The following is a 25,272-nucleotide window of genomic DNA, read 5'->3' as shown; positions in this document are numbered from 1 at the left end:
ACGGCTTTATTACTTACGAATACAAAAAAGGCCCCTAACAAGGAGCCTCTAATATCAATATTTTTCAAAGTAGTTGTTTGAAATTCTAGGAGAGCACGCGGAGCTTACGGATGTAAGTGAGCATACTCGACAACGGCTTTATTACTTACGAATACAAAAAAGGCCCCTAACAAGGAGCCTCTAATATCAATATTTTTCAAAGTAGTTGTTTGAAATTCTAGGAGAGCACGCGGAGCTTACGGATGTAAGTGAGCATGCTCGACAACGAAGTTCAAATTACTACGAAGAAAAAATTAAGCGTAAACCGGTAGACGCTTACAGATCTCTAATACTTTCGCTTTAGTTGCTTCGATAACAGACTCATCGCCCATGTTATCAAGGATGTCACACATCCAGCCAGCAAGAGCTTTCGCGTCTGCTTCTGAGAAACCGCGACGAGTGATAGAAGGAGAACCGATACGGATACCAGACGTAACGAACGGGCTACGTGGATCGTTTGGTACTGAGTTCTTGTTAACTGTAATGTTAGCTGAACCTAGTGCTGCGTCTGCTTCTTTACCTGTGATGTCTTTGTCGATAAGGTCAACTAGGAACAGGTGGTTCTCTGTAGAACCTGAAACGATGTTGTAACCGCGTGCTAGGAATTCAGCAACCATTGCTTTTGCGTTAGCAACAACGCGAGCTTGGTATTCTTTGAACTCTGGCTCTAGTGCTTCTTTGAACGCTACTGCTTTACCAGCGATAACGTGCATTAAAGGACCACCTTGGCCGCCAGGGAATACTGCTGAGTTTAGCTTTTTGTAAAGATCTTCGCCTTCGTTAGAAAGGATAAGACCACCACGAGGACCAGCAAGCGTTTTGTGCGTTGTTGTTGTAACAACGTGAGCGTGTGGAACTGGGTTTGGATAAACACCGGCAGCGATTAGACCCGCAACGTGAGCCATATCTACGAAGAAGTAAGCACCTACTTTGTCAGCGATTTCACGCATGCGCGCCCAATCACAAACTTGAGAATAAGCTGAGAAACCACCGATGATCATCTTAGGTTTGTGCTCGATTGCGAGAGCTTCCATCTCTTCGTAATCGATTTGGCCAGCTTCATCAATACCGTAAGGGATGATGTTGTAAAGCTTACCAGAGAAGTTTACTGGAGAACCGTGCGTTAGGTGACCACCGTGCGCTAGGCTCATACCTAGAACGGTATCGCCAGCATTCAATAGCGCCATGTATACAGCGTTGTTAGCTTGAGAACCTGAGTGAGGTTGTACGTTCGCGTATTGAGCGCCAAAAAGTTCACATGCACGTTCGATTGCTAGAGTTTCAACTTTATCTACGAACTCACAACCGCCGTAGTAACGCTTACCAGGGTAGCCTTCAGCGTATTTGTTTGTAAGTTGAGAACCTTGAGCTTCCATTACACGTGGGCTTGTGTAGTTTTCTGAAGCGATAAGTTCGATGTGCTCTTCCTGACGAAGAGTTTCTTCTTGGATAGCTGCGAATAGGTCCGCATCGTAATCAGCAATGTTCATGTCACGCTTAAGCATCTGTATCTCCTGACTCAGATTGTACTGAAAGTTTCAAAAAAACCACACAACGACCGAAAGCAAACGTTTCCGTCACCGTTTTGATGTGACGCATTCTACATAATTTGATCTAGGTCATAAAGAGCTAATTGCAATTTTATCATGCAGTTTTTTCATAATCACAAATAAGATTCATCATGGTTATTAAGCTTATCCAACCAAAGATGACGCTTACTGTCAATTTTACGCTTTACACCCTGTAAAACGCAGATTACATAGGTTTACCTTAATTTTGCACCTCAAGCTACCGAAAGCTAAGGTTTTTATCTACTATGCACGCCTTTATTGGTTAGGTAATTATAAAAACGATGGAAAAACACTCACGTAAAGAAGATTGGGTAGCGATTCTTACTGGCACGTTTTTAGTGGCGTTAGGCGTATTCTTTTTACAATCAGCAAACCTGCTTACCGGTGGTACTACAGGCTTGGCTCTGCTTTTGAGTCAATTTACGCCGGTAACCTTTGGTATTTTGTACTTTATTGCTAATTGTCCATTCTACTTATTAGCATGGAAACGATTTGGCCGTCACTTTGCGATTAGCAGTGCCATCTCAGGCGCTTTAGTGTCTGTATTTGCCGATCATTTATATCTAGTGATTTCATTAGACGTACATAATGAAATTTACTGTGCCGTCGCTGGCGGCTTATTAATGGGCTTAGGCATGTTGATTTTGTTTCGTCATCGCTCAAGCTTGGGTGGCTTCAACGTATTATGTTTGTTCATCCAAGACCGCTACGGTATCTCAGTAGGCAAAACCCAAATGGCCATTGATGCCTGTATTCTGTTTGCATCCTTCCTCTTCGTATCGCCTTGGGTAATTGCAGTATCTGTATTAGGCACAGCGGTATTGAACATTGTATTAGCCATGAACCATAAGCCAACTCGCTACTCAGTGAACTACGCGTCTTAATTCTTATAACTTGCTCTACGTTGCTAATACCTGATGCTTTCGATTCTAAACTATTTAGGCAGAGACACTATAATCAATACATCACTAAAACAAAAAGGCTTTGGGGAGCACTCCAAAGCCTTTGTTGAAACCTAGATCTCTAGGGGAAACGGAGAATTAGGTTAATTGAAATCGTAACGAGACTAAGCTTCGATCAAGAGGATACGCGTCTCGTAAGGTCGCAGCACTTGATGATGAGACGCCGCTAAACTCTCGCTTACTTGATAATTAGACAACAAGCTTTCAGCCTTCAGCATCTCAAAACGTTCAGGTAAAACACATTCCGCCTCTTCACCATAGTAGTTATTAAGACAAACCAAAGTCTGACTATCGCTTTCACGTACATATGCAAAAATAGATGGATGCTCAGGCAATAAATCTTGATAGCTACCACCCGTAATCACTGGCACTTGTTTACGCAACTCAATCAAACTCTTGTAGAAGTAAAATACAGAGTCTTTATCTTCCAATGCTTGTTCGGCGTTGATCTCAATGTAGTTATTCGCAACATCAAGCCATGGCTGAGCTTGTGAAAATCCTGCGTAAGTTTTATCGTTCCATTGCATTGGCGTACGAGAGTTATCACGAGATTTCTGCGCTAAGATCGCCATCATATCTTCATGAGCCACACCATCACGATTAACCATGATATCGTACATATTAGTACTCTCGACATCACGATACTGGCTAATTTCAGTATAGCCAGGGTTGGTCATACCAATCTCTTCACCTTGATAGATATACGGTGTGCCTTGCATCATGTGGACTGACGCAGCAAGCATCTTGGCTGATTCAACTCGATATTGCTGGTCGTTACCCAAGCGGCTCACGACTCTTGGTTGATCGTGGTTACACCAGAATAGTGCGCCCCAACCTTTGCCGTTCAAACCGGTTTGCCAGTGATTGAAGATCGACTTGAGCTGTAAGAAATCAAACGGTGCATTAGTCCACTTCTCACCATTGGTGTAATCGACCTTAAGGTGGTGGAAGTTAAACACCATTGATAGCTCGCTGTTATCAACATTTGAATATTGCTGACAATGTTCCAACGTGGTTGAAGACATCTCGCCGACGGTCACGCTGCCGTATTTCTGGAATACCGCTTCGCTGATCTCTTTCAGGTATTCGTGCACACGTGGACCATCAGTGTAAAAACGACGACCATCACCGATATCATCGTTAGGGAAGTCTTGCTGTTTAGAAATCAGGTTGATCACATCCAAGCGGAAGCCATCAACGCCCTTCTCAGCCCAGAAGCTGATGACGTCTTTCACTTCTTCGCGTACAACCGGGTTCTCCCAGTTAAGGTCGGCCTGTTCTTTGGCGAATAAGTGTAGGAAGTATTGCCCTGTCGCCTCATCGAGTTCCCACGCATTACCACCGAACTTAGACTGCCAGTTAGTTGGTGCTTGGCCATCTACGGGATCTTTCCAGATATAGTAATCGCGATACGGGCTGTTTTTGTCACCCAATGCAGACTGAAACCATGCATGCTCTGTTGAAGTATGGTTGACCACAATATCCATCACGATACGGATGCCACGCTGGTGCGCTTCAGACAATAATAAGTCGAAGTCTTCCATGGTGCCGAATTGAGGGTTAATCGAGTAATAGTCTGAAATATCGTAACCATTGTCGATCATAGGTGATGCGTAAACTGGGGTTAACCAAATCGCATCGACACTCAAATGTTTAAGGTAATCCAGTTTCGAAATGATCCCTTTGATATCGCCAGTACCTTTACTGCCACTATCACAAAAGCTCTTTGGGTAGATTTGATAGATGGTTGCGGTTTTCCACCAACTTTCATCATGCTCAGTCATCGCCATCTCTAACACTCACTTACCAGAAAATATAAAATAAAAATCACCATGTGAATCATGGTTGAATAGCCGTTATAACTAAAAGAAAAAGCTATAACTAAGAGCAAAAGCGATGTCTCACTTTGGAGTCATCGCTTATTTAATGCATTACGCGTTGGCGGTTTCTAGCTCACCTTTCATCTGTGCTCGTTTATAGAAGAACAGTGTTAACGTAACGGGTAGTACAATCGCCACCAGCATCGCGACTAAGTAAATCGACCAATATTGAGGTTGAATCGATAGGATGCCCGGCAAGCCGCCGACACCGATACCATTCGCCATCACACCTGCGCTACCACAAATTGCGGCTGCAACAGCACTACCAATCATTGCGCTCAGCATTGGGAATTTGTATTTAAGGTTGATGCCGTACATTGCAGGCTCTGTCACACCTAAGTAGGCTGAGATTGCCGCAGGTACTGAAATGTCTCGCTCACCTTCACGCTTACTTAAGATAATGATGCCGACAACTGCTGAAGCTTGTGCGATATTTGATAGCGCAATCAAAGGCCAGATTGGCGTACCACCTAAGTCTTGCATCAGTTGTAGGTCAACGGCGTTGGTTGTGTGGTGAATACCCGTAATAACCAAAGGTGCGTAAAGGAAGCCAAATACCACAGAACCCAGAATCGCAAAATCACCCGTCATTGCCGCTTTAGCCGCGAATGCCACGCCATCGCCTAACATACGGCCAAATGGACCAATGAAAGCGTGTGCTAGAATTACAGACAAAATAATCGATACAAATGGCACCACAACTAGGTACAAGTAAGCAGGGACAATGCGCTTAAGATTGGTCTCAATGAACGCCAAAGCCGCACCCGCTAACATCGCAGGGATAACTTGAGCTTGATAGCCGACTTTCTCAATCACGAACAAGCCAAAGTCCCACACCTCAGGTACCGATTTACCTATCATGTAAGCGTTCATCAACTGTGGAGAAACCAAGGTCACACCGAGCGTGATACCCAGAATAGGCGTTCCGCCGAGTTTCTTAACTGTTGCCCAACACACGCCAACTGGTAAGAAGAAGAAAATAGCTTCACCGATCAGCCATAAGAATGAGTGAACGGTTGCCCAAAATTGGCTGATTTCAACCAAAGTTTTGCCGTCGAACATGCGAATGTCGCCAATCACATTACGGAAACCAAGAATCAAACCACCAGTAATGATGGCAGGCAGCAGTGGTACGAAAATTTCGGCTAAATGGGAGATACCACGCTCAAGGAAGTTCATATTTTGACGAGCAGCCAACTTCGCCTCATCTTTTGACGATGCATCTTTGCCCGTTTGCTCAATCAAAAGTGTGTACACCTCATCAACCTCGGTGCCAATCACGACTTGGAATTGACCGGCGTTAGTAAAGCAGCCTTTTACTAGCTTTAGTTTTTCTAGTTCCGCTTTGTTCGCTTGCTCTGTATCGTTCAATACAAAACGCAGTCGAGTCAGACAGTGACTGACACTCGCTATGTTTTCTTTACCACCGACTAACTCGATAAGACGCGCAACGTCTTGCTTCGCTATCTTACTCATACTACCCCACCCTGGTTTCATTCAATTACTCACCTAAACCATGCGGCTATAACCACTCAGATTTAGAGTTATGGGAACATTCCCAATCGTGATTGTTATAATGCCCGCGCTAATTATAAATTAAAATGGGAACAGTCCCATAAATTGAAAGAGATCACACTCTAATTTTAAGCTAGCGGTTCTATTTCGCTTGATTGAGTGGATTATAGAATAGGAGATTGAGTGTGATGAGATATCTCTGCATTGCCTAAAAGCTGGGATATCAATAAATTAGCTGCCAACTTACCTGCTGATTGGTAACCAGGATCAATGCTAAATACTCGCGGGAATAAAAAAGAAAGAAGATCATTACCACCAACGCCAGTTACTATTACATCTTCACGTTGTAGCTCTTGCAGTCGTTTGATGACACCAAGGGCAAGAGTGTCACTGGCACACACAATCGCTTGAGTCGCAGGAGCGAGCACCTCATCCACCAACTGATAAGCACTTTCATGATGAAGTTGACCGGTACGATAGTTGGCAACTGAGCCTGTGTTTTCACACCACTCGAGATAAGCCTTAAGACGCAGTTCACCGGTTGATTTGTCGCTAGGATCAACGCCAATGAAACCAACCTCAGAGATCCCCTGATCTGCTAAATGCGTTAACGCACTATTGATCACCTGTCGGTTATCATAGTTAATCGACGTCACATTCTCAGTATCCAAAGCAATCACCACCGCTTTGTTTCCCCAAGCTTCAATCGCAGGAATATCACAGTCAGTAAAACCAAACACGATAATACCATCTACATTGCGACGCTTGAGAACCTGAAGGTGTTCGTTAGCTTTATCTCTATCTAGCTGACTTTCCATGATCACGACATCGTAATCCGCTCGATACAATTCTGCCAACATGGTGCTAACTGCTTTGTTCTCAGAGGGAGAATCTAAACGAGAGATGATCACGCCGATGACTTTTTGACTGCCACCGCGCATGGATTGCGCAGACTTTGAAGGCGTGTACCCAGATTCTTGAATTACTCTTTCCACCCTTTCTCGGGTTTCAGGTTTCACTTTTGGATCATTGGTCAGAACACGAGATACGGTTGACTTACCAACACCGGACAGCTTAGCAATATCGAGAATAGTGAGTTTTTTGCTCATAAAAAGTCTAACGTTAAAGGAAAGAGAAGAAAAAGTGAGGGTAGGTTTCCTCACTTAACTGTTTGTAAAATATAGCAGTTCTTACTATGACTTACTTTTGGCAATTACGATAGACCACACGGCCTAGTTCTAGACGTGCGTCGTCACCTTTCGTGCGCAAAGTGATGCTGCTAATCATCTCAGAGGTGCCATCGTCTAGAATGTATTTGGTTCCTGAGCCTGCCGGTACTTGAGTCAATTGGTACTCGTTCTCAGGTAAACGCAGTACTGCTTTTTCATTACTAAGGTAAGCCACATCAAACGAGACGTCAGACTCACATTGATAAGTCACGAATTGATTATCAGGGGCTGCTGATTTAGAGCACCCGACCAATGCTACCGTACATAGAGATGCTACCAACATAGCTTTCATACTTCGTTCCTCATCTTTATATAGTCAATGACACTTAGTTTAGACTCAGGTTAGAAAAACCTTAGTGATAAATAGAACGTTTAACCTTTCAAGAAAGCGGGTACGTCTTTAATGCTATCAAGTACTACGCTGGCTAACGCTTCACCTTTTTCAGTGACTGGCTTACCGGTCCTTACCAACACTCTAGTGCCAACACCTGCCGCTTCTGCAGCCATCATATCTTCAGCTTTGTCGCCGATCATGACTGAGTTAGCCATATCAATCTTAAGAAAGTCACGAGCAGAAATGAACATACCTGGTTTTGGTTTACGGCACTCACAATCTTGCTTGTAGTCGCCTAAGCCTTGTTCAGCATGATGCGGGCAGTAATAGATGCCATCAAGCTCAACGCCGTTATCAACAAAGTTCCAATCCATCCACTGCGTTAAAGAAAGAAAACGGTCTTCGCTAAACATACCACGAGCAATGCCTGACTGGTTGGTCACTAGCACCAATAAATAGCCCATATCTTTAAACGCTTTCGCCGCTTCAAACACACCATCGATGTATTCAAAGTCATGCTCATCATGTACATAGCCATGATCAACGTTAATCACACCATCACGATCTAAAAAAACAGCAGGTTTAGACAAAATTTTGTTCTCTATCAACTCTCTATTAATCATTAATTATTACACGCTTTATTTGCTTCATCACTATCTATTTAGTTTTGCGTTCGTTAACGATTTGTTTCCAGCTTAGCCATACAATCGGCGTTTAGCCATCTAGACGTAAAAATATCTATTGACTTAGATCATAGAACACCATAGCATCGTCTGTAAATCGAGCGAGCTATCGACATATTATTCTGTTCTACCGGCACGGGTTTCTCTATGATTAAAGTGAATCAAGTCAATAAGGTTTTTTATCAAGGCACTAAAGAAATCAATGCCTTAATTGATATCAACCTCCATATTCCTCAAGGTCAAATCTTTGGAGTCATCGGCTCTTCAGGTGCAGGCAAAAGTACTCTTATCCGCTGTGTAAACATGTTGGAAGCCCCAACGTCGGGTGAAGTGATTGTTGACGGAATCGACCTGACAAAACTCAACAAATCAGAACTTAGCGTAGCACGTCGTAACATCGGCATGATATTCCAGCACTTCAACTTGCTGTCTTCTCGCACTGTATTTAACAATGTAGCACTGCCTTTAGAACTTGCAGGTAAAGATAAAGCAGCAATTGAAGCAAAAGTCAGTGAGCTACTTGAGTTGGTTGGTCTTGCTGATAAGCGCGATACCTACCCTGCAAACCTAAGTGGTGGTCAAAAGCAGCGTGTCGCGATTGCTCGCGCACTGGCATCTGACCCAAAAGTACTGCTTTGTGATGAGGCGACCAGTGCTTTGGATCCAGCCACGACTCAATCTATCCTTGAGCTACTGCGTGAAATCAACCGTAAATTAAGCATCACTATTTTACTGATTACTCACGAAATGGACGTGGTTAAAAGCATTTGTCACGAAGTCGCAATCATCGGCGGCGGCGAACTAGTAGAAAAAGGGACCGTAGGTGAAATATTTGCTCACCCTAAAACAGAGCTAGCACATCAGTTTATTCGCTCAACACTGGACCTGACGATTCCTGAAGATTACCAAGCGCGTTTACATGAAACTCGAGTAAACAGCAGTTACCCATTGGTACGTCTTGAGTTTACAGGAGCAACCGTTGATGCACCGTTAATGACGCAAATCGCTCGTAAATTCAATATCGATGTTAGCATCCTAAGCTCAGATCTTGATTACGCTGGCGGCGTAAAGTTCGGCATGATGGTAGCTGAACTGTTCGGTAATGAAGCAGATGATAATGCTGCTATACAATTCCTACGCGACAACAATGTAAAAGTAGAGGTGCTTGGTTATGTCCTTTAGTTTCAACGAGATTGCTGACTGGATCAGCCTTAACGGTAACCTTCTACTAGGCGCAACAGGCGAAACGCTTTACATGGTTGCAGTCGCAGGCATCGTTGGCTTTGCCGTCGGTATCCCATTAGGCGTGATTCTACACACGACTAAAAAAGGTGGTTTGCTAGAGAACACCAAACTAAACAAAATTTTGGGTGCGGTTGTGAACGTAGGTCGTTCAGTGCCTTTCTTAGTGTTGATGGTTGCTATTATCCCACTGACTAAGATGCTGATTGGTACCTTCATCGGAACAACAGCAGCGATTGTTCCACTGACGATCGGCGCTATACCTTTTGTTGCTAGACTTATCGAAAGTGCACTACTTGAAGTGCCCACAGGTCTAGTGGAAGCCGCTCAGTCCATGGGCGCAACACCGACTCAAATCATCAACAAGGTTCTGCTTCCAGAAGCACTACCGACTATCATCAACTCAGTAACGATTACACTCGTGACTCTGGTGAGCTATTCAGCAATGGCCGGTACTGTAGGTGGCGGCGGTCTAGGTGATGTCGCGATTCGTTACGGATTTCACCGTTACGATGTGACCATCATGGCAGTGACAGTAGTGATGTTGATTGTGCTTGTACAAATTATTCAATCAATCGGTGATTCATTAGTTCGCCGCGTTGACCACAGATAAAGGCTCACGATTAAAGATTAGAGTCATCGAAACCAAATTAGATAGATTTATTAAAAGGAGATTATTATGAAATTTAACCTTAAAGGTTTACTTACTATCGCAGCAGCGGCATCAGCGTTAGTACTAGCAGGTTGTGGCGATAAAGAAGTGGATACTTCTAAAGTAAAAGTTGGCGTAATGGCAGGTGCAGAAGCACAAGTTGCTGAAGTTGCAGCTAAAGTGGCGAAAGAAAAGTACGGACTAGATGTTGAACTAGTGACTTTCACAGATTACGTAACACCAAATGCAGCTCTAGATGACGGCTCTATCGACATCAATGCATTCCAACACGCACCGTATCTAGATCAGCAAGTTGCTGACCGTGGCTACAAACTGACTATCGCTGGTAACACGTTTGTTTACCCAATCGCGGGTTACTCTAAAGAAGTGAAATCTGTTGACGAAATCCAAGACGGCGCGCGCATTGCTGTACCAAACGATCCAACTAACCTAGGTCGTTCTCTGCTGCTTCTTGAGCAACAAGGTCTACTTGAGCTTCGTGAAGGTGCAGGCCTTCTAGCGACAGTTCGTGACATCGTTAAGAACCCTAAGAATCTTACAATTGTTGAACTAGACGCAGCACAACTGCCGCGTTCTCTTGATGATGTAGCTTTGTCTATCATCAACACAACTTACGCAAGTTCTATCAACCTGACTCCACAAAAAGATGGTGTATTCGTTGAAGACAAAGACTCTCCTTACGTGAATCTAATCGTTTCTCGTGAAGACAATCTAAACGCAGAAAACGTACAAAACTTCGTTAAAGCTTACCAAACTGAAGAAGTGTACAACGCAGCTTCTGACATCTTCCAAGGTGGTGTGGTTAAAGGTTGGTAATCAACTAAACTACAGCGCGGTATAGATACCCGAAGGGCTGATATAACATCAGCCCCTTTTTATTGGTTACGATTTACAAGAAAATTCGACTTACCACCAAGCTTCCACTTGCATGCCAACACTCATTTCACTGTTCTTACCTTCACCGAAAGCATTATCATTTTCAGCATCATTTAGGTAAGTCGCAAAGATACGAAATTCAGGACGTGACCAGAAACCCACTTGCGGTACCCAAGCTTGAGCGACAGTGAACTTGCCGCCCGCGCCGTCTTGGTTATCAATAGTTTCAACAAAGCCACCAATTTCAAGAATGGTACGCATGCGCTTGTCCCACTTATAAAGCGGTCGTATTACTGCACTGAACGACTCATCATCACTGTTATTCGCACCAACCCCCGATGACGCGGCATAACGAACCGTGTGGCCAAATTCGATGTTCTCACCGATAGCAAGCACACCCCAGTTAATCAATCGAAAGCCGTCAGCATCATTGTTGTTTGCATCACGAACAATGCCCTTACCTGTACCAAAGGTTGTCATCTGCTCTGCATAACCAGAGTTAGCAACTTGAAGAATGGTTTTGTTGAAGCCACCCGCTAGGTTTTGATTTAGGCTGGCCGTGAGCATCACACTATCATCCGCGTCCACCGTTTGACCCTGCTTTTCATTGGCGAAGTTCATATCAATACCGACCTCAAGATCCGCATTGTTCCACAATGGAATACCCGCATAACGTATATCAGCAATCATGGCTGTGGTCTCTTTGCCATCAAACACATCGCCCGTAACCGTGTCTTGAATCAAAGCCACCGATAATTTACCAGGGCCCATATTGATGTGTTCAACACCAGCACCAATACCACTTACATCCCAGTAGTAATTATCAACGATGTGTACATCATGGCGTTGGTAGTAGCGCTCACCGGCCCAAATACCAATACCTTTATCTTCAAAAAGCCCTACAGCTTGAACATTGAGTTGAACTACATCCACGCTTTTATCCGCAGCGTTCTCATCTTGGCCTTGCCAGTACGACAACATGGAATCAACTAAAAATGAAACGTCGTCCTCTGCATACACTTCTTTTCTAAAACCAAACTCGCCATATAGGTCATTTTCGTTGCCGAGTCGGCCTACTTTACTCACCTCCCATTTGCTATTTGAACCGCCTTCATTACTCAAGCCAACACCCCCGCGCATGTAGCCATTAAACTCCAATGGTGTGGTTTCGTCAGCGTATAAATTAGGTGCAAGTAAGACAGTAGAGAGTGCAGCAGCAATAGGTAACAGTTTCATCGTCCATTCCTTTCAGATCTTGAATCAGATTATTTTATTATAAATGGGAACATTCCCATGGGATCGATCCCATTTATATTGGGAAGAATATAAATTGAAAGAGAACTGATTGATTATTGTGATCAGGCTAACTATTGAGATGACTGAAAGTTGATGGGTGTAGGGTTATTTAAATGAATACATTGGCACTACAGAAAGAGCTGAATATCACGCTCTGCTCGTATTAAAAGGAGAAAGAGATAAACAATGAGGAGTAAGAAAAATAGAGCTAAAGTAAGTCATGAGGCCACAGTACCGAACATGAAGCAAGGTACTGAATTTTTAATATAGAAATGATAAAAATGAATATCGGAGCACTTAATTAGCACTCCGACACCTAAAATATGACGCTTAAATATACACTAGAAGGTTACTTTAGGTGATCCCAAGAGATGTTTGACACCAGTCGGCAGTCATCACACTTGAAATAGAAAATATCGTGGATCGGTGCATCTAGCAGCCATTCACCACCACACTGCGGGCATTTCCGCTCTTTCTCGGCCTTTAAACTAATGCCCCCCACACGGTACAAGTAGTAATAAGTTGGGATCTTCGTGAGATATTCAATGCGCCCTCTCAAGCCCCAACCGCGTTTGAACAATACGCTTTTGGTATCACTGATCTCCGCTAGCGTTGCGTGTTCTGCACGGCAACCACCGCCCATTTGTACTTCATCACAAGCTTGCCATTCTGTCTGCCATTTCAGTACGGCTTTATGGTCACCATTGAATGTTGGTGGGTTGCGATATAAAGGGATTGGCAGCAAGCTATCACCACTGCGCAGCGGCGAACAGGTATGAACGAATGTCGTGTATAACACCTGCCAACTTGGCGTTTCATCTTCTGCAACTTCTTCGGAATTAAGATCTCGACCCAACAAACGCATTTTAGGCGCAAGAAGGCTCGCGTTAGACAAGCGCTCAAAACACACTTTTACGAAGTCTGAGTGATTACGCGGATGTAAACTGTCTTGCTCAGGACACACAACGCGAACATAGAATTCACCGTCGCCCATCACGATTGGAAACTCACGACCTAACACTTGTCCGTTATAACGAAGTGCATCCATCAAGCCATTAACCGCCTTATCGACAGCGCTGACCGTTGTGTTATCAAAACACTCAAATTGAAGCTCTAATACGTACATCTATTTATACCGCAGGTTGTAGCTTGTCTAAGAATTCTGCCAATGTCTCGGCCAATACATCACGATTTTTAGTGCCTAAGCGTTCTAGAATCACGTTACCCGTTAAGTTACAGATAGAGATAACATCCAGTTCAGCGTCTGTTGCAGCAATAAATACGGTCGGCTTAAGTTTTAAACGGCGTTGAGTCACAAGGTGACCCAGAATATTCTCTTGTAGGCATTCGAAGTCTTCATCACTCCAAATCTGCAATAGAGTCAATTCATTGCCATCAAACGTCGCGTTCATATCAGCACTGTATTGCGCACCATAGAAGGTTTTGATGTCTTCATGCAGGGTTAATTCAATGCCAGTTTCAACATTGGTAAAATCAGCAAATTGCTCACGTGGATAGCTTTTCCATAACACGACGTCGCCACTCTTTTCTTCTACGCATGGCGATACGATATCCACAAGCTCCTCGTTACGGGGTAAGCTCTGGTGTTGCTTTTGCCACGTATCAACGTATCGCTGACTAAAAGAAAACAGTGCGTCTTGAGCACGTTGAGTCATGAAAATCTCCTAAACACAAAATAATAAATAGAATCCGAGCCCTTTCCGCACCGATTAAGCGATGACTTAATGACAGGGTAATGGGGATTCAGTAAAATCGACCCCATTCTAATCGAATTTGAAACGAAAGTATGAGCAAATATTCTGACGCAAAAGAGCTAGCGGGTTTAACCCTAGGCCAAAAAACTGAGTACTCTAACCAATACGATGCAAGTTTATTGCAACCAGTACCTCGTAGCCTGAATCGTGATGATCTTGCGCTAAACGGCGAGCTGCCTTTTGTTGGTCATGATATTTGGACGATGTACGAGCTTTCATGGCTTAACACCAATGGCCTGCCACAAGTGGCTGTCGGTGAAGTTTTCATCCCAGCAACTAGCCCAAATTTAATTGAATCAAAATCTTTCAAGCTTTATTTGAACAGCTACAACCAGACTCAATTCGAAAACTGGGACCAAGTCACTGAACGTCTTACTCAAGATTTGTCTGCATGTGCAGGCGAAACGGTGATTGTAAATGTAAATTCAGTAACGGATTACACCAACCAGCCTATCGTGACGATGGAAGGCGATTGTATCGACAATCAAAACATCCAAATCAACAGCTACGATTTTGAAGCGTCACTGCTAGAAGGAGCTGCTAGCGAGCAAAATGTTGAGGAAACACTGCACAGCCACCTATTGAAGTCGAACTGTTTAATCACCAATCAACCCGATTGGGGCAGCGTTGAGATCGCATATTCAGGTAAGCAAATTGACCGTGAAGCACTGCTGCGCTATTTAGTTTCTTTCCGTGAACACAACGAGTTCCACGAACAATGTGTTGAACGTATCTTTACGGATATCATGAAATACTGCGCACCATCGAAACTCACCGTATTTGCACGTTACACGCGTCGTGGTGGCTTGGATATCAATCCATACCGTTCAACAGAGCAAGATAGACCAAGCCACAATAAGCGTATGGCCCGCCAGTAATTAGGCTGGAACCACCCACACTTATTTGAACCTACCCAATCTTTAAAGGGATATTGAAATGCGTTGGTTATACGTTTTTAGCCTATTTATTTTAAGCTTAAGCACGTCGGTTAATGCGTCGGTTTATTCTTCGGCGCTGCTTAATGAAGCCAATAACTTGGTTGAGATAGAGCCGAGCCAAGCAAAACAAATGGCGAACAGCTACCTAACGCTACGTATCCTTTCAGACCAAAGCGAGAAAAGCCCATCGGCTATTTCTCGCGAAGAGACAGACTCTTCGATCAGAACCCCAAACAGCAGTATTGATGCCTACAAGATATTAGCGAAAGCAGAATACAACCTTGGTAATATTCATATTGCGATTCAACATATCGACAAAGCATTTGAGCTTGCGAAAACCTATAAGCTTGAGTACCTAAAACTGGATCTTGAGATCCTAAAAGTACGCTTACTTTGGCTGAGTGACAGGAAATCAGCCAAAGCAAAAACAGAGCTGGCGAGTATCGAAGCAAACCTAGAATCGGTGAATAAAACCTTGCGTTTAACAGAAGGTATTACCTATCGTTTGATCATGCTGAAAGCTGATATTTCCTCTTATGACAATAAGGTCGATGAAGCCGAGAAGTTCTACCAAGAAGCGAAAACCTACCTCGATCAGCGTTACTCAGAAAAAGTGACTATCGACTACCACATCGCGGTCGGTGAATTTTATCTAACCCATAAAGAGTACAACCACGCACTATCTGAGTTGTTGTATGGCTACTGGAAATCCGTAGAAGGTAATCTGAGCTCACGCTTAGCAAAAGTAAACCGCCTGCTTGCTCAGCTTTTCTTTGAACGCCAAGTGTTAGATAAAGCTCTCGAGCACTTATCTCAAGCTGCTGATTTCTATGATAACTTTGAAAACTCACCTGTTTTGGCACAAGTGCTTAAAAAAATGGGTGATGTATACTTCTTTCAAGGAAAATATAACCTTGCGTTAGTGCATTTCTTCAACGTTTTGGACCATGAAAGCACCGACCGAGATATCCAACAAGTCATTGATATTCGTCTGAGTTTATCAGCTACCTACTTACGCCTTTATAACTACCCTCTTGCAGAACAATACCTAACACGCGCTCTTGAGCTGTTGGAGTACACAGATATTCCAAAACTGGAAGGCCGCGCTGCGCTGCTGTCGGCAGGGTTAGCTTATCATCTACAAGAGAGCGATGACGTAATCAAGCATGCGACACGTGCACTTGAGATTTCACGTCAGATAGAAAATATGCACCTGTCACAGCGTTCGTATTACTTACTGTCCTTAGGCTATGAACAAGCAGGTCGTCCTCAACAAGCATTAGCGAATCTCAAGCAGTACAACAGTTTAGTTTCTTTAGAACAGCAAAAACTCAATCGTGTAGGTGAGGATGCATTCCGTCAGCAGAAAGAGTTTGCTGAACAAACTTTGCACTACGCTGGTCAAGCGCAAGAATTAGAAAGGTATAAGTTAGAGCATCGTAAATTCCAAAAGATATCCTTCGCCCTATTTCTGTTCAGCATCGTCCTATTCTTCTTTGTACTACGCAGAGGCTACCTCATCCAAACCTTAGCTAAAGAAGTGGATTCGCTGCGTACTGATCTTTTCACGCACTCACGTTCAAAGCTTCCGAACCTAAGAATGCTCAATGCTAAGCTCTCAAATTCGTTAGAACAAACCAGCCAAACCTTCGAGCAATGGCAGCTTGGGGAGTTGATTTATGAACCATTAAACGACCGCTTACGCTTCGTTATGATTGACTTACCTTTCCTGCGCAACATGTATACGCAAAATGGTTATAAAGCGGGCTTAGAGCTCGAAGATGCTTTCGGTGATTTCTTAAAATCAAAACTGGAAGGCCCAGCTCGCGTCTATCATTTCTCAGATGCGAACTTGCTTTATATAGAGCCAAATTCAGATCGTGATTCATCACCAGAAGCGATGTTCCTAAAGATTCAATCGTGGGTGAATGACTTCGAGCCAGAACGTAATATCAACCGAACGATTCGAATGGGCATCGCTGACTACCCGTTTTTACCACGAGCTTACACCGCGATTAATGACCAAGAGCTATTAGATGTATTGTTGATGTCGACCAACCTAGCGCGTGAAATCAGCTTGAAAGAACGCACTAGCCAATGGGTATACCTCAAAGCTATCGATAACGCACCAGCGGCAAGCCTTGCAACTGGTAACATACGAGAAGCTTGTAAACATGCCATTAATCAAGGGTTAATAAAAATACAATCGTCGTACCAGAATGAGGACAACATCAAAAAAATGCTAAAAGATGACTGAATTGCGAGCGGTTAAGACTTGCAAGTCGTGACCTTATTTTTAGTTTTGTTATTATCGATGCAACGGAATTTCATCTAAATGATCGTGATCGATCTACGCGGCGCTAATTAATACATCTATGGGCATTCTTGAAAAAGACATTCAGGCGCAACTCCACCAACTGAAATTTCAGTTGGAGCAAGTTCGCTTGACGCAAAGAGACACCTCGTTCAAATTTATTAGAGAGCAAAAAGTTCTTAAGCGCATCGTCACATCTTTAAGTGATGCGTGCGTTGGTAGTAACAGTTATTTAGATGAAAACCTCATTGCCCTTAGGGAAGAGCTAGAAAAGCAAAAAGACATCAGCTCGATGATCCCTAAATTGGCAGTCATAGAAAGAATGCTCAAGCAGAAGACGTTGGCTATGGATAAACAGAACGGATATCTGGATGATAGCATTAAGCACAGTGGAGAAACGCTACAACGCATAACTGGCCTACCAGCACCGTTGAAACGTGATCTACGAAACTTACTTAGCTTCTCCGAATGCAATGGCAGTCAGAAAGTCGACCACGCCATGAAACTCCTCGGTATTTACGAGCGTGCCATAAAGATCATGGCGAACAACTCTCGTACTCATTTTGCCGACGCTGCGCAATCGCCTGAACAAGAACTCCTTGCCGACTTATCAAACGAATTACAACATCTGATCACCGAACTCGATTTTGAGGGTGAATCGGGTGAGCTACTTACCGATATTCGAGCCAAACTGCTGCTTGGTGTTTCTACACAAAACCTCCTTGAGCTGACGCTTCAAATTCTCAAACTAGTCATAGAGGGCACCAATCTAGAGCGTAAAAAGTCTGAACAGTTTATTGACCAGCTTAATTCTTCACTCGCGTCTAGCATCAAAACCGCAGATCAAAATGCAGACCAAAGCCAAAGCTACTTTAAGCATCGCCAAGGCCTGAACTCTGAGCTAAATGAGCTTGTCATCAAGAGCCAGAGTTCTGTAGATAAAGCAACGGACATTGATAACTTAAAGCAGACGATTAATCCTCTGCTTAGTGAAATCGCCTCTCTTTCTGAAAGATTGAATCATGCAGAGCAAAAAGAACAAGCTCTGATAGAGAGAATGAATTACGGGAAAACTCAGTTAGACTCGCTCTATGAAGTGACTCAAGACTATCGAAAGCGTTTAGAAGATCAGGCTCAGCGTATGTTGCTTGACCCGCTCACCAAGGTCTACAATCGTACCGCCTTTACCGATCGCTTAGAACTTGAATACCGCCGTTGGATTCGCGCGCAACACTCACTGCGTGTTGTACTGCTCGACATCGACAATTTCAAAGCCATCAATGATAGTTTTGGTTATACAGCGGGTGACAAAGCACTCAAAATTATCGCAAGAACCATCACCAAAGAGACCGGCGCTACCGATAGTGTGGCTCGTTTTTCTGGTGAGGAATTTATCTTGTTATTACCAGAGCAAACGGATGAATATTGCCACCAGGTAATTCAAAACATCCAGACTCAAGTCAGCCGTTTACCTTTTAAGTTCCGTGACCAACAAATCACGATTACTTTGTGTGCAGCAAGTACTCAATTCAAAGAGTCAGATACACCTGAAGAAGTACTAGAGCGACTCAATAAAACGCTAAACAAAGCCAAACAACGTGGTACTAACCAATTGGTTTGGAATTAAACTAGGCCTGATTTAATTTATTTCTTTTTTTCAAATACTTATCACATACCAATTCCCTCAATGTTTGCTAAGCTTATGATTAACATTCGCTTAACAAGCATTCTTGACAAGTCATGCTGTTTATAAGATCTTAAGCAACTCGATATTAGCCCTTAAGCAATTCCATACAATCCATAAAGCAACGCTGTCGTAACCGTTTCGTCTGGTTAACTCTCCTCACCTTTAACCAAACACTTTCAACGTTTGCTTCTCACTCTCGAGCCAGAGGGTCACTTCAAAAGTCGCCTCTGCTCTTCTCAACAAGGAGGCACTATGATCACTCATATCAGCCCTGCCGGTAGCATGGATTTACTCTCTCAACTTGAAGTTGAGCGTCTTAAAAAAACCGCATCTAGTGATCTGTACCAACTGTATCGTAACTGTACGTTAGCGGTACTGAACTCGGGTAGCCACACCGACAACTCCAAAGAATTGCTCGACAAGTATCAGTCATTTGATGTTGAAGTGGTGCGTCGTGAGCGTGGTATCAAGCTCGAACTAAGCAACCCACCAGAGCATGCCTTTGTCGACGGTGAAATCATCAAGGGTATTCAAGAACATCTATTCTCAGTGCTGCGTGACATTGTCTACGTCAACATGCACTTGGCCGATAACCAAAGGCTTAACCTCACCAACGCAACTCACATCACCAATCTTGTGTTTGGTATTTTGAGAAACGCAGGAGCACTCACACCCGGCATTGAGCCGAGCCTGATCGTGTGCTGGGGTGGTCACTCAATTAATGCCACTGAATACCAATATACTCGCGAAGTCGGTAATGAACTTGGCCTACGTGAACTCAACATCTGTACGGGTTGTGGACCAGGTGCGATGGAAGGGCCAATGAAAGGTGCGGCTATTGGTCACGCTAAGCAGCGCTATACTGAACATCGTTATTTAGGGTTAACTGAACCATCAATCATTGCGGCTGAGCCGCCAAACCCGATAGTGAACGAACTGGTGATCATGCCCGATATCGAGAAACGTCTTGAAGCGTTTGTTCGTATGGCACATGGCATCATAATCTTCCCTGGAGGCCCAGGAACCGCCGAAGAACTGCTGTACATCCTAGGTATCATGATGCACCCAAACAACGCAGACCAACCGATGCCTATCGTTCTAACTGGCTCTAAAGAGAGCGAGGCTTACTTCCGTTCAATTGATAAGTTCATTGGTGAAACATTGGGTGAAGAAGCGCAAAAGCACTATGAAATTGTCATTGATGATCCAGCACGTGCTGCGAAAATTATGAAGCAAGCAATGCCAGATGTACGCTCTCACCGTAAAGAAACAGGCGATGCTTACAGCTACAACTGGTCACTGCATATTGAGCCTGAGTTCCAACTCCCCTTCGACCCTACTCACGAATCTATGGCGGCACTCGATCTGCACATGGATCAGAAAACAGAGAGCCTTGCTGCGAATTTACGTAAAGCGTTCTCAGGTATTGTGGCAGGTAACGTCAAAGCCGAAGGTATTCTGGAGATTGAGAAGCATGGGCCATTCCTCATTGATGGCGACAAAGAGTTGATGACTAAGATGGATCAACTGCTAAATGATTTTGTTGAACAAGATCGAATGAAACTGCCGGGTGGTACCGACTACGTTCCTTGTTATAAAATTGCGCCAAGCAGCTGATGATAATATCTGACTGATAACAAAGCCGTAAGCATAAAGCTAAACAAGTCATGACGTTTACGTCACCAGCGTTTCAACTCACCAAGTGATACGTTACTATAAGGGGCTAGCAGCCCCTTATTTATTGCCTATTTAGTGGAAACTTATGTCTATCCATCTTGTTATTATCGATGCCTTGAACCTAATCCGACGCGTTCACTCAGTTCAGCCGGATCCAACCGATATAGCAAGAACCATCACTACCACGACTCGTACTCTTAATAAGATTCTTGCGGAGTCTAAACCAACTCACATCATCGCGGTATTCGATCACCACTTACAAGATCGGGGCTGGCGTGCAGAAGTCCTTCCTGCCTATAAACAAAACCGAAAGCCAATGCCTGAGCCATTACTGAAAGGCCTCGATGCTATCCAACAAGCTTGGTGGGAATTAGGTATTGATTCGCTGTTATCTGATGGCGATGAAGCTGATGACTTAGTAGCAACACTCGCAAAAAAAGTGGCTGACCATGGTGAAAAAGTTACGATAATCTCTACCGATAAAGGTTACTGCCAACTGTTATCACCTACACTACAGATCCGCGATTACTTCCAACATCGCTGGTTAGATAAGCCCTTTATCGAAGCTGAGTTCGGCGTAAAACCAGAGCAACTTGCAGATTACTGGGGATTAACGGGCGTTAGTTCAAGCCAAGTACCTGGGATCCCTGGCGTGGGACCAAAAGCAGCCAAAGAGATCTTAACGACTTATCCCGATATTGAAGCCGCATTCCTAGCTGAAGATTTACCTAAAAAATATCGTAAGAAGTTCGATGAACACATCGAATCCGCACGAGTGTGCAAGTTGGTTTCAGCTTTAAAAACTGATATAGATTTGGGCTTCAATCTTCAAGACATTCGCTACGAAGCTCATTCTTAACTCCCGATAATGCGATGAGCAGATACAAAAAATGCCCCTTAAAGGAGCATTTTCTTTATCACTGACATACTAATGAAAATATTAGTACGGTGAGATATTCGAAAGTGACTGAATGTGAACCGTGATCTCTTCGCGATCATGGTAAAGGTGCTTCGCCTGCATCTTGAATTTAACTTTGTTATCAATCAGAAACTGTTTTAGGTTCTCGATATCTTGCAGTACTTCATCGTAACGGCCTTTCATTGGCAGTTTAAGGTTGAACAGTGCTTCTTTCGCCCAGCCTTTGATAATCCACTCACCCATCAAGTGAGCAACACGAGCTGGCTTCTCAACCATATCACAGATAATCCAAGTCACGTTCTTACGGTCAGGTTCGAATTTAAAGCCATCTACCATGTGGTGCTTAATTTGCCCCGTTTCCATAAGGCTATCTGCCATCATACCGTTATCAACACAGTGAACAAACATAGAACGCTTAACCAATTGGTAAGTCCAACCACCTGGACACGCACCTAGATCTACGCCCCACATGCCCGGAGCCAGACGCTCGTCCCACTCATCACGAGGGATGAATACGTGGAATGCTTCTTCTAGCTTCAATGTAGAACGGCTTGGTGCATCTGATGGGAATTTCAAACGAGGAATGCCCATGAAGAACTGTGAGTTGTTGGTTGGGTAAGAGTAACCAATAAAACAGTGACCCGGAGCGATAAAACATAAGTGCAGCACAGGCTTTTTAACATTGTCTTTCGCTGTCATCAGGCCTTTACCACGCATAGCTTGACGCATTGGCACAGTAAACTTACGGCAGAATTTCAAAAGCTCTTTCGCTTCATTGGTGTCTGGCGTTTCAATTCGGATATCGCCACAACGTGGGAAACCTTCTTTCTCAGAAAGCGCCTCAAGAATTGGAGAGATACGGTCATCGGTTGGCAGGTCTTTGATTTCAACCGCTACCGCGATCATTTGACGAGCAAAGATTAGAGATTGGAAGTCGACCTCTTTGATCAACTTATCTGCTTCACCTGCTTGATAGCATTCGAACAATACAAAGCCTGTATTGTTCTTTAGGCGAGGAAAACCAAACACTTCCAGTTGTGTTGCCTTGTCTTGAATTTCGCCAGCACATTCTTTTTCAAAACCAGAGCGACAATAAAGTAGTACGTGTTTCACTGAGTTACCTCTTTTATATTCAAAGCAGCGAAGGAGAAGACTCCCCAACCAATGATAAATAGTAGACCACCGAACGGTGTTATAGGGCCAAACCATTTTATTCCTGTCAGTGCTAACCCATAAAGGCTGCCACTAAAACAAAGGATGCCGATGATAAAGCAAATTGCCGCAATGAAAAAATATTTTTGTGATTTAGCGCCAAGTTTCATCTGTAACAGAGCGCCACACGCCAATATCGCCAGAGTATGGATAAACTGGTACTGAACGCCAGTCTCAAACACGCCTAGCTGATACTCAGATAAAATAGCTTTCAGGCCGTGAGCGGCGAAGGCACCTAGCATTACGGCTATTGCACCAGAGATACCTGTAAAGGTGAGTAAATATTTACTTCTCATTAAGCACCTCTTTGATAAACGCCGATAGTTTCTCAACGGTTAAAGCTATGTTTTGCTGTTCGGTGTAGCCAGAACTCTTACGAGGCTTAAAACTGTGGTCGCCATCGGGAATAAATTCAACACGAATAGAACCAGACAGTTCAAAATCAGCAAACTCTTCACGCTTACCGAAGGTGTCACGTTCACCTTGTAAAATTAAACAAGGTTTCTCTAACTCAGCAAGATGCTCACCTTTGTACTTCTCAGGCTTACCTGGAGGGTGGAAAGGAAAGCCTAAACACGCCATTGCTGCCACCTTATCAACTTCAGACAAATGGCTCGCCATGCGTCCTCCCATCGATTTTCCGCCAATAACAAGCTTATCAGCATCAACCTGCTCAATAATCTCTTGGTAAGCTTCAAGCAGCTTAGGCGCTCTGTCAGGTGGACGACGCTTGCCATCTTCAGCACGTTTAATCATGTAAGGGAAATTAAAACGGATAACTCGTATCCCTTTAAAGGCCAACCCTTTTGCCACCGACTGCATGAATTCATGCTCCATACCTGCGCCTGCGCCATGTGCAAAGATAAAGGTGATTGGATTGTCTTCACCATCAATGATGACGTTATTCATCGAGTAAATCCTCTTGTTCACTTTGCGCTTTCGCCAGCATCCAGTCGCGGAAGGTGGCGATACGGCCCATGTCAGCTTGTTTTTCATGACAAACCACATAGAAGGCATTCTTGCTCACCAACACTTCGTCAAAAGGCGCAATCAAACGACCCGCCTCTATTTCAGGCTGGGCTAATACATTATTACCCAATGCAATGCCTTGGCCGTGAGCCGCAGCCTGCAACACCATGGTTGAGTGACTAAAGATAGGACCGTGATTGACGTTCACGCCATCGATGCCATTTTGCTTAGCAAACTGCTTCCAATCCTTTCGAGAAGTATCATGCAGTAACGTATGACATGCCAAATCACTGAGCGTTTCTAACGGCTTGCTCCCAAGCAACACCGAAGGTGAGCATAAAGGAATTAAATATTCTTGATAAAGCTTATCGGCCCTAAGTCCCGACCAATTACCTCGACCATAATAAATAGCTACGTCTACGTCATCGGTCAGCGAGCCTTCGTCCATATCAACGGCTTTGATTCGCACATCAATATCAGGCTCTTGTTGATTAAAGTCAGCAAGTCTTGGCACTAACCATTGAATCGCAAAGCTTGGAGGTAAGCTGATGGTCAATGCGCCCTTCTCACTTCGCTCAAGCACTTTATCCGTCGCTTCAGCCAGTGATGTGAAAATATCTTTGATATCCAAGAAGTAGCTTTGCCCTTCTTCAGTAAGCAACAAAGAACGATTTCTTCGACGAAAAAGCTTCAAAGACAAGAATTCTTCAAGCGCTTTGATCTGATGACTGACGGCAGCTTGAGTAACAAACAACTCTTCTGCAGCACGCGTAAAACTCAAGTGTCGAGCCGCGGCTTCAAACACTCTTAACGAGTTTAATGGGGGTAATCGACGAGACATAGTTACTCTCTAAATAAGCATTAGTTTTTTTTATCTGAAACATTATAATTTGTCCATTGCCTAGCGGCCAGAGAAATTCTATATTTCATCCCGCAGCAGCTAGCCTGAACGGCTTGATTCTCTCTAGAATCAATTGGTTTAGCTCCTGCGATGTTGTGTTTGCAAACTCGTTCTTTTCGAGTTGGGTAGAGTTCTACCAAATGTTTTGTTGCAGTTCTATACTGGAACGAGGCATGTACTTCCTGTATTTATTTTGACCTGTCTGTCAAATTTGTTTGCACCGCCTTATGGGCGGTGTTTTTTTATGTGCAAAGAAAAGTAGCAACAAGTTTATCAATAGCTGTGCTAATTAATCTTTATTATTTTTCATCATTAATCACAGAATTAAACAAGCACTCAAATAATCAACTGAACACATACAAATCGAATCATTGAATCGCACTAAAAACTAACAGAATCCTTCAAGATACTCATATTTTCAGCGTCACAAAAACCCGCTTCAAGCCCAACAATTTAACATATGAAATCAGAGCATATAGATCGCGCACCAAACTCTCGACTATGCCTCAGTACTGTAGAGCATTCTCAATAGAAATAAAAAAGCCGCTTACTTTTCAGTAAGCGGCTTTGCAAAGTATTC

22 protein-coding genes are annotated in these 25,272 nt (G+C 43.7%); 9 read left to right on the top strand and 13 right to left on the bottom strand.

What is annotated here, in order from left to right:
* Positions 1–293 precede the first annotated feature (293 nt).
* On the bottom strand, positions 294–1,544 hold the full coding sequence (gene glyA / locus SJY39_RS05140; protein ID WP_010436432.1) for a serine hydroxymethyltransferase: 1,251 nt from the start codon (positions 1,542–1,544) through the stop codon (positions 294–296).
* Positions 1,545–1,891: 347 nt separating this feature from the next.
* On the opposite strand from glyA, the gene SJY39_RS05135 reads away from it, so the two are divergent.
* A complete protein-coding gene (locus SJY39_RS05135; protein WP_010436430.1) occupies positions 1,892–2,494 on the top strand; it encodes a YitT family protein in 603 nt (200 codons plus the stop codon).
* 182 nt (positions 2,495–2,676) lie between these two features.
* Here the strand turns inward: SJY39_RS05135 and treC are convergent, their stop codons facing one another.
* From treC to gmhB, 5 genes are all read right to left on the bottom strand, one after another.
* Positions 2,677–4,362, bottom strand: coding sequence for an alpha,alpha-phosphotrehalase (gene treC, locus SJY39_RS05130; RefSeq protein WP_010436428.1), 1,686 nt, complete (start codon positions 4,360–4,362; stop codon positions 2,677–2,679).
* A 141-nt stretch (positions 4,363–4,503) separates the two neighbouring features.
* Positions 4,504–5,928 carry a PTS trehalose transporter subunit IIBC gene (gene treB / locus SJY39_RS05125; protein ID WP_032546093.1) on the bottom strand — a complete coding sequence of 475 codons (1,425 nt, stop codon included), beginning with the start codon at positions 5,926–5,928 and terminating at the stop codon, positions 4,504–4,506.
* Positions 5,929–6,131: 203 nt separating this feature from the next.
* On the bottom strand, positions 6,132–7,076 hold the full coding sequence (gene treR, locus SJY39_RS05120) for a trehalose operon repressor TreR (RefSeq protein ID WP_016793813.1): 945 nt from the start codon (positions 7,074–7,076) through the stop codon (positions 6,132–6,134).
* A gap of 91 nt (positions 7,077–7,167) precedes the next feature.
* Positions 7,168–7,488 carry an MliC family protein gene (locus SJY39_RS05115; RefSeq protein ID WP_016784980.1) on the bottom strand — a complete coding sequence of 107 codons (321 nt, stop codon included), beginning with the start codon at positions 7,486–7,488 and terminating at the stop codon, positions 7,168–7,170.
* 80 nt (positions 7,489–7,568) lie between these two features.
* Positions 7,569–8,120, bottom strand: a complete 552-nt coding sequence (gmhB, locus tag SJY39_RS05110) for a D-glycero-beta-D-manno-heptose 1,7-bisphosphate 7-phosphatase (protein ID WP_032544876.1) — start codon at positions 8,118–8,120, stop codon at positions 7,569–7,571.
* A gap of 240 nt (positions 8,121–8,360) precedes the next feature.
* On the opposite strand from gmhB, the gene metN reads away from it, so the two are divergent.
* The 3 genes from metN (at position 8,361) to SJY39_RS05095 (ending at position 10,944) form a co-directional block, all read left to right on the top strand.
* A complete protein-coding gene (gene metN, locus SJY39_RS05105; RefSeq protein WP_010436418.1) occupies positions 8,361–9,395 on the top strand; it encodes a methionine ABC transporter ATP-binding protein MetN in 1,035 nt (344 codons plus the stop codon).
* On the top strand, positions 9,385–10,068 hold the full coding sequence (locus SJY39_RS05100; RefSeq protein WP_004734372.1) for a methionine ABC transporter permease: 684 nt from the start codon (positions 9,385–9,387) through the stop codon (positions 10,066–10,068). The genes metN and SJY39_RS05100 overlap by 11 nt, the downstream gene beginning before the upstream one ends.
* A 66-nt stretch (positions 10,069–10,134) precedes the next feature.
* On the top strand, positions 10,135–10,944 hold the full coding sequence (locus tag SJY39_RS05095; protein WP_010436416.1) for a MetQ/NlpA family lipoprotein: 810 nt from the start codon (positions 10,135–10,137) through the stop codon (positions 10,942–10,944).
* A gap of 90 nt (positions 10,945–11,034) precedes the next feature.
* On the opposite strand, the gene SJY39_RS05090 is transcribed toward SJY39_RS05095, so the two are convergent.
* The 3 genes from SJY39_RS05090 to syd form a co-directional block, all read right to left on the bottom strand.
* Complete coding sequence (locus tag SJY39_RS05090; protein ID WP_010436412.1) at positions 11,035–12,240, bottom strand: carbohydrate porin; 1,206 nt, start codon at positions 12,238–12,240, stop codon at positions 11,035–11,037.
* A gap of 409 nt (positions 12,241–12,649) precedes the next feature.
* A complete protein-coding gene (locus SJY39_RS05085) occupies positions 12,650–13,426 on the bottom strand; it encodes a Zn-ribbon-containing protein (protein WP_010436409.1) in 777 nt (258 codons plus the stop codon).
* 4 nt (positions 13,427–13,430) lie between these two features.
* A complete protein-coding gene (gene syd / locus SJY39_RS05080) occupies positions 13,431–13,976 on the bottom strand; it encodes a SecY-interacting protein (protein ID WP_010436408.1) in 546 nt (181 codons plus the stop codon).
* Positions 13,977–14,107: 131 nt separating this feature from the next.
* Between syd and queF the strand changes: the two genes are divergently transcribed.
* The 5 genes from queF to xni all read left to right on the top strand — a co-directional run bounded on the left by queF (position 14,108) and on the right by xni (position 21,550).
* Positions 14,108–14,953, top strand: a complete 846-nt coding sequence (gene queF, locus SJY39_RS05075) for an NADPH-dependent 7-cyano-7-deazaguanine reductase QueF (protein WP_016767598.1) — start codon at positions 14,108–14,110, stop codon at positions 14,951–14,953.
* 58 nt (positions 14,954–15,011) lie between these two features.
* Entirely contained in the window at positions 15,012–17,270 is a 2,259-nt protein-coding gene (locus tag SJY39_RS05070) for a lipopolysaccharide assembly protein LapB (RefSeq protein ID WP_016793812.1), read from the top strand.
* Positions 17,271–17,388: 118 nt separating this feature from the next.
* Complete coding sequence (locus tag SJY39_RS05065; RefSeq protein ID WP_016767599.1) at positions 17,389–18,954, top strand: GGDEF domain-containing protein; 1,566 nt, start codon at positions 17,389–17,391, stop codon at positions 18,952–18,954.
* 312 nt (positions 18,955–19,266) lie between these two features.
* Complete coding sequence (gene ppnN / locus SJY39_RS05060; RefSeq protein WP_016793811.1) at positions 19,267–20,631, top strand: nucleotide 5'-monophosphate nucleosidase PpnN; 1,365 nt, start codon at positions 19,267–19,269, stop codon at positions 20,629–20,631.
* Positions 20,632–20,776: 145 nt separating this feature from the next.
* Positions 20,777–21,550: a flap endonuclease Xni gene (gene xni, locus SJY39_RS05055; protein WP_010436394.1), complete on the top strand. Its 774-nt coding sequence runs from the start codon at positions 20,777–20,779 to the stop codon at positions 21,548–21,550.
* Between the two features lie 81 nt (positions 21,551–21,631).
* Here the strand turns inward: xni and rlmM are convergent, their stop codons facing one another.
* The 4 genes from rlmM to SJY39_RS05035 are packed head-to-tail and all read right to left on the bottom strand — an operon-like array spanning position 21,632 to position 24,632.
* The gene (gene rlmM / locus SJY39_RS05050; protein WP_010436393.1) at positions 21,632–22,723 is read right to left on the bottom strand and encodes a 23S rRNA (cytidine(2498)-2'-O)-methyltransferase RlmM; all 1,092 of its coding nucleotides are present in this window, start codon (positions 22,721–22,723) and stop codon (positions 21,632–21,634) included.
* On the bottom strand, positions 22,720–23,118 hold the full coding sequence (locus tag SJY39_RS05045) for a DUF423 domain-containing protein (RefSeq protein ID WP_010436391.1): 399 nt from the start codon (positions 23,116–23,118) through the stop codon (positions 22,720–22,722). The genes rlmM and SJY39_RS05045 overlap by 4 nt, the downstream gene beginning before the upstream one ends.
* Positions 23,108–23,731 (bottom strand): alpha/beta fold hydrolase, encoded by a 624-nt coding sequence (locus SJY39_RS05040; protein WP_010436389.1) that lies wholly within the window; start codon positions 23,729–23,731, stop codon positions 23,108–23,110. Before SJY39_RS05040 ends, SJY39_RS05045 begins: the two co-directional genes overlap by 11 nt.
* A complete protein-coding gene (locus tag SJY39_RS05035) occupies positions 23,724–24,632 on the bottom strand; it encodes a transcriptional regulator GcvA (protein ID WP_010436387.1) in 909 nt (302 codons plus the stop codon). Before SJY39_RS05035 ends, SJY39_RS05040 begins: the two co-directional genes overlap by 8 nt.
* Between the last annotated feature and the right edge of the window lie 640 nt (positions 24,633–25,272).

This window comes from Vibrio sp. R78045, from assembly GCF_042466085.1.
Taxonomy (GTDB): domain Bacteria; phylum Pseudomonadota; class Gammaproteobacteria; order Enterobacterales; family Vibrionaceae; genus Vibrio; species Vibrio cyclitrophicus.
Note: the sequence above shows the minus strand (reverse complement) of the source record. Positions and strands in the feature narration are given on the sequence as shown.

What these genes read in the sequence shown, in the direction of transcription:
- SJY39_RS05135 (WP_010436430.1), top strand. Translation starts at nt 1,892, where the DNA reads ATGGAAAAACACTCACGTAAAGAAGATTGGGTAGCGATTCTTACTGGC.
- xni (WP_010436394.1), top strand. Translation starts at nt 20,777, where the DNA reads ATGTCTATCCATCTTGTTATTATCGATGCCTTGAACCTAATCCGACGC.
- glyA (WP_010436432.1), bottom strand. Translation starts at nt 1,544, where the DNA reads ATGCTTAAGCGTGACATGAACATTGCTGATTACGATGCGGACCTATTC.
- SJY39_RS05100 (WP_004734372.1), top strand. Translation starts at nt 9,385, where the DNA reads ATGTCCTTTAGTTTCAACGAGATTGCTGACTGGATCAGCCTTAACGGT.
- SJY39_RS05115 (WP_016784980.1), bottom strand. Translation starts at nt 7,488, where the DNA reads ATGAAAGCTATGTTGGTAGCATCTCTATGTACGGTAGCATTGGTCGGG.
- SJY39_RS05045 (WP_010436391.1), bottom strand. Translation starts at nt 23,118, where the DNA reads ATGAGAAGTAAATATTTACTCACCTTTACAGGTATCTCTGGTGCAATA.
- syd (WP_010436408.1), bottom strand. Translation starts at nt 13,976, where the DNA reads ATGACTCAACGTGCTCAAGACGCACTGTTTTCTTTTAGTCAGCGATAC.
- SJY39_RS05070 (WP_016793812.1), top strand. Translation starts at nt 15,012, where the DNA reads ATGCGTTGGTTATACGTTTTTAGCCTATTTATTTTAAGCTTAAGCACG.
- SJY39_RS05090 (WP_010436412.1), bottom strand. Translation starts at nt 12,240, where the DNA reads ATGAAACTGTTACCTATTGCTGCTGCACTCTCTACTGTCTTACTTGCA.
- SJY39_RS05035 (WP_010436387.1), bottom strand. Translation starts at nt 24,632, where the DNA reads ATGTCTCGTCGATTACCCCCATTAAACTCGTTAAGAGTGTTTGAAGCC.
- metN (WP_010436418.1), top strand. Translation starts at nt 8,361, where the DNA reads ATGATTAAAGTGAATCAAGTCAATAAGGTTTTTTATCAAGGCACTAAA.
- treR (WP_016793813.1), bottom strand. Translation starts at nt 7,076, where the DNA reads ATGAGCAAAAAACTCACTATTCTCGATATTGCTAAGCTGTCCGGTGTT.
- treB (WP_032546093.1), bottom strand. Translation starts at nt 5,928, where the DNA reads ATGAGTAAGATAGCGAAGCAAGACGTTGCGCGTCTTATCGAGTTAGTC.
- ppnN (WP_016793811.1), top strand. Translation starts at nt 19,267, where the DNA reads ATGATCACTCATATCAGCCCTGCCGGTAGCATGGATTTACTCTCTCAA.
- treC (WP_010436428.1), bottom strand. Translation starts at nt 4,362, where the DNA reads ATGGCGATGACTGAGCATGATGAAAGTTGGTGGAAAACCGCAACCATC.
- SJY39_RS05065 (WP_016767599.1), top strand. Translation starts at nt 17,389, where the DNA reads ATGGGCATTCTTGAAAAAGACATTCAGGCGCAACTCCACCAACTGAAA.
- SJY39_RS05085 (WP_010436409.1), bottom strand. Translation starts at nt 13,426, where the DNA reads ATGTACGTATTAGAGCTTCAATTTGAGTGTTTTGATAACACAACGGTC.
- SJY39_RS05040 (WP_010436389.1), bottom strand. Translation starts at nt 23,731, where the DNA reads ATGAATAACGTCATCATTGATGGTGAAGACAATCCAATCACCTTTATC.
- queF (WP_016767598.1), top strand. Translation starts at nt 14,108, where the DNA reads ATGAGCAAATATTCTGACGCAAAAGAGCTAGCGGGTTTAACCCTAGGC.
- SJY39_RS05095 (WP_010436416.1), top strand. Translation starts at nt 10,135, where the DNA reads ATGAAATTTAACCTTAAAGGTTTACTTACTATCGCAGCAGCGGCATCA.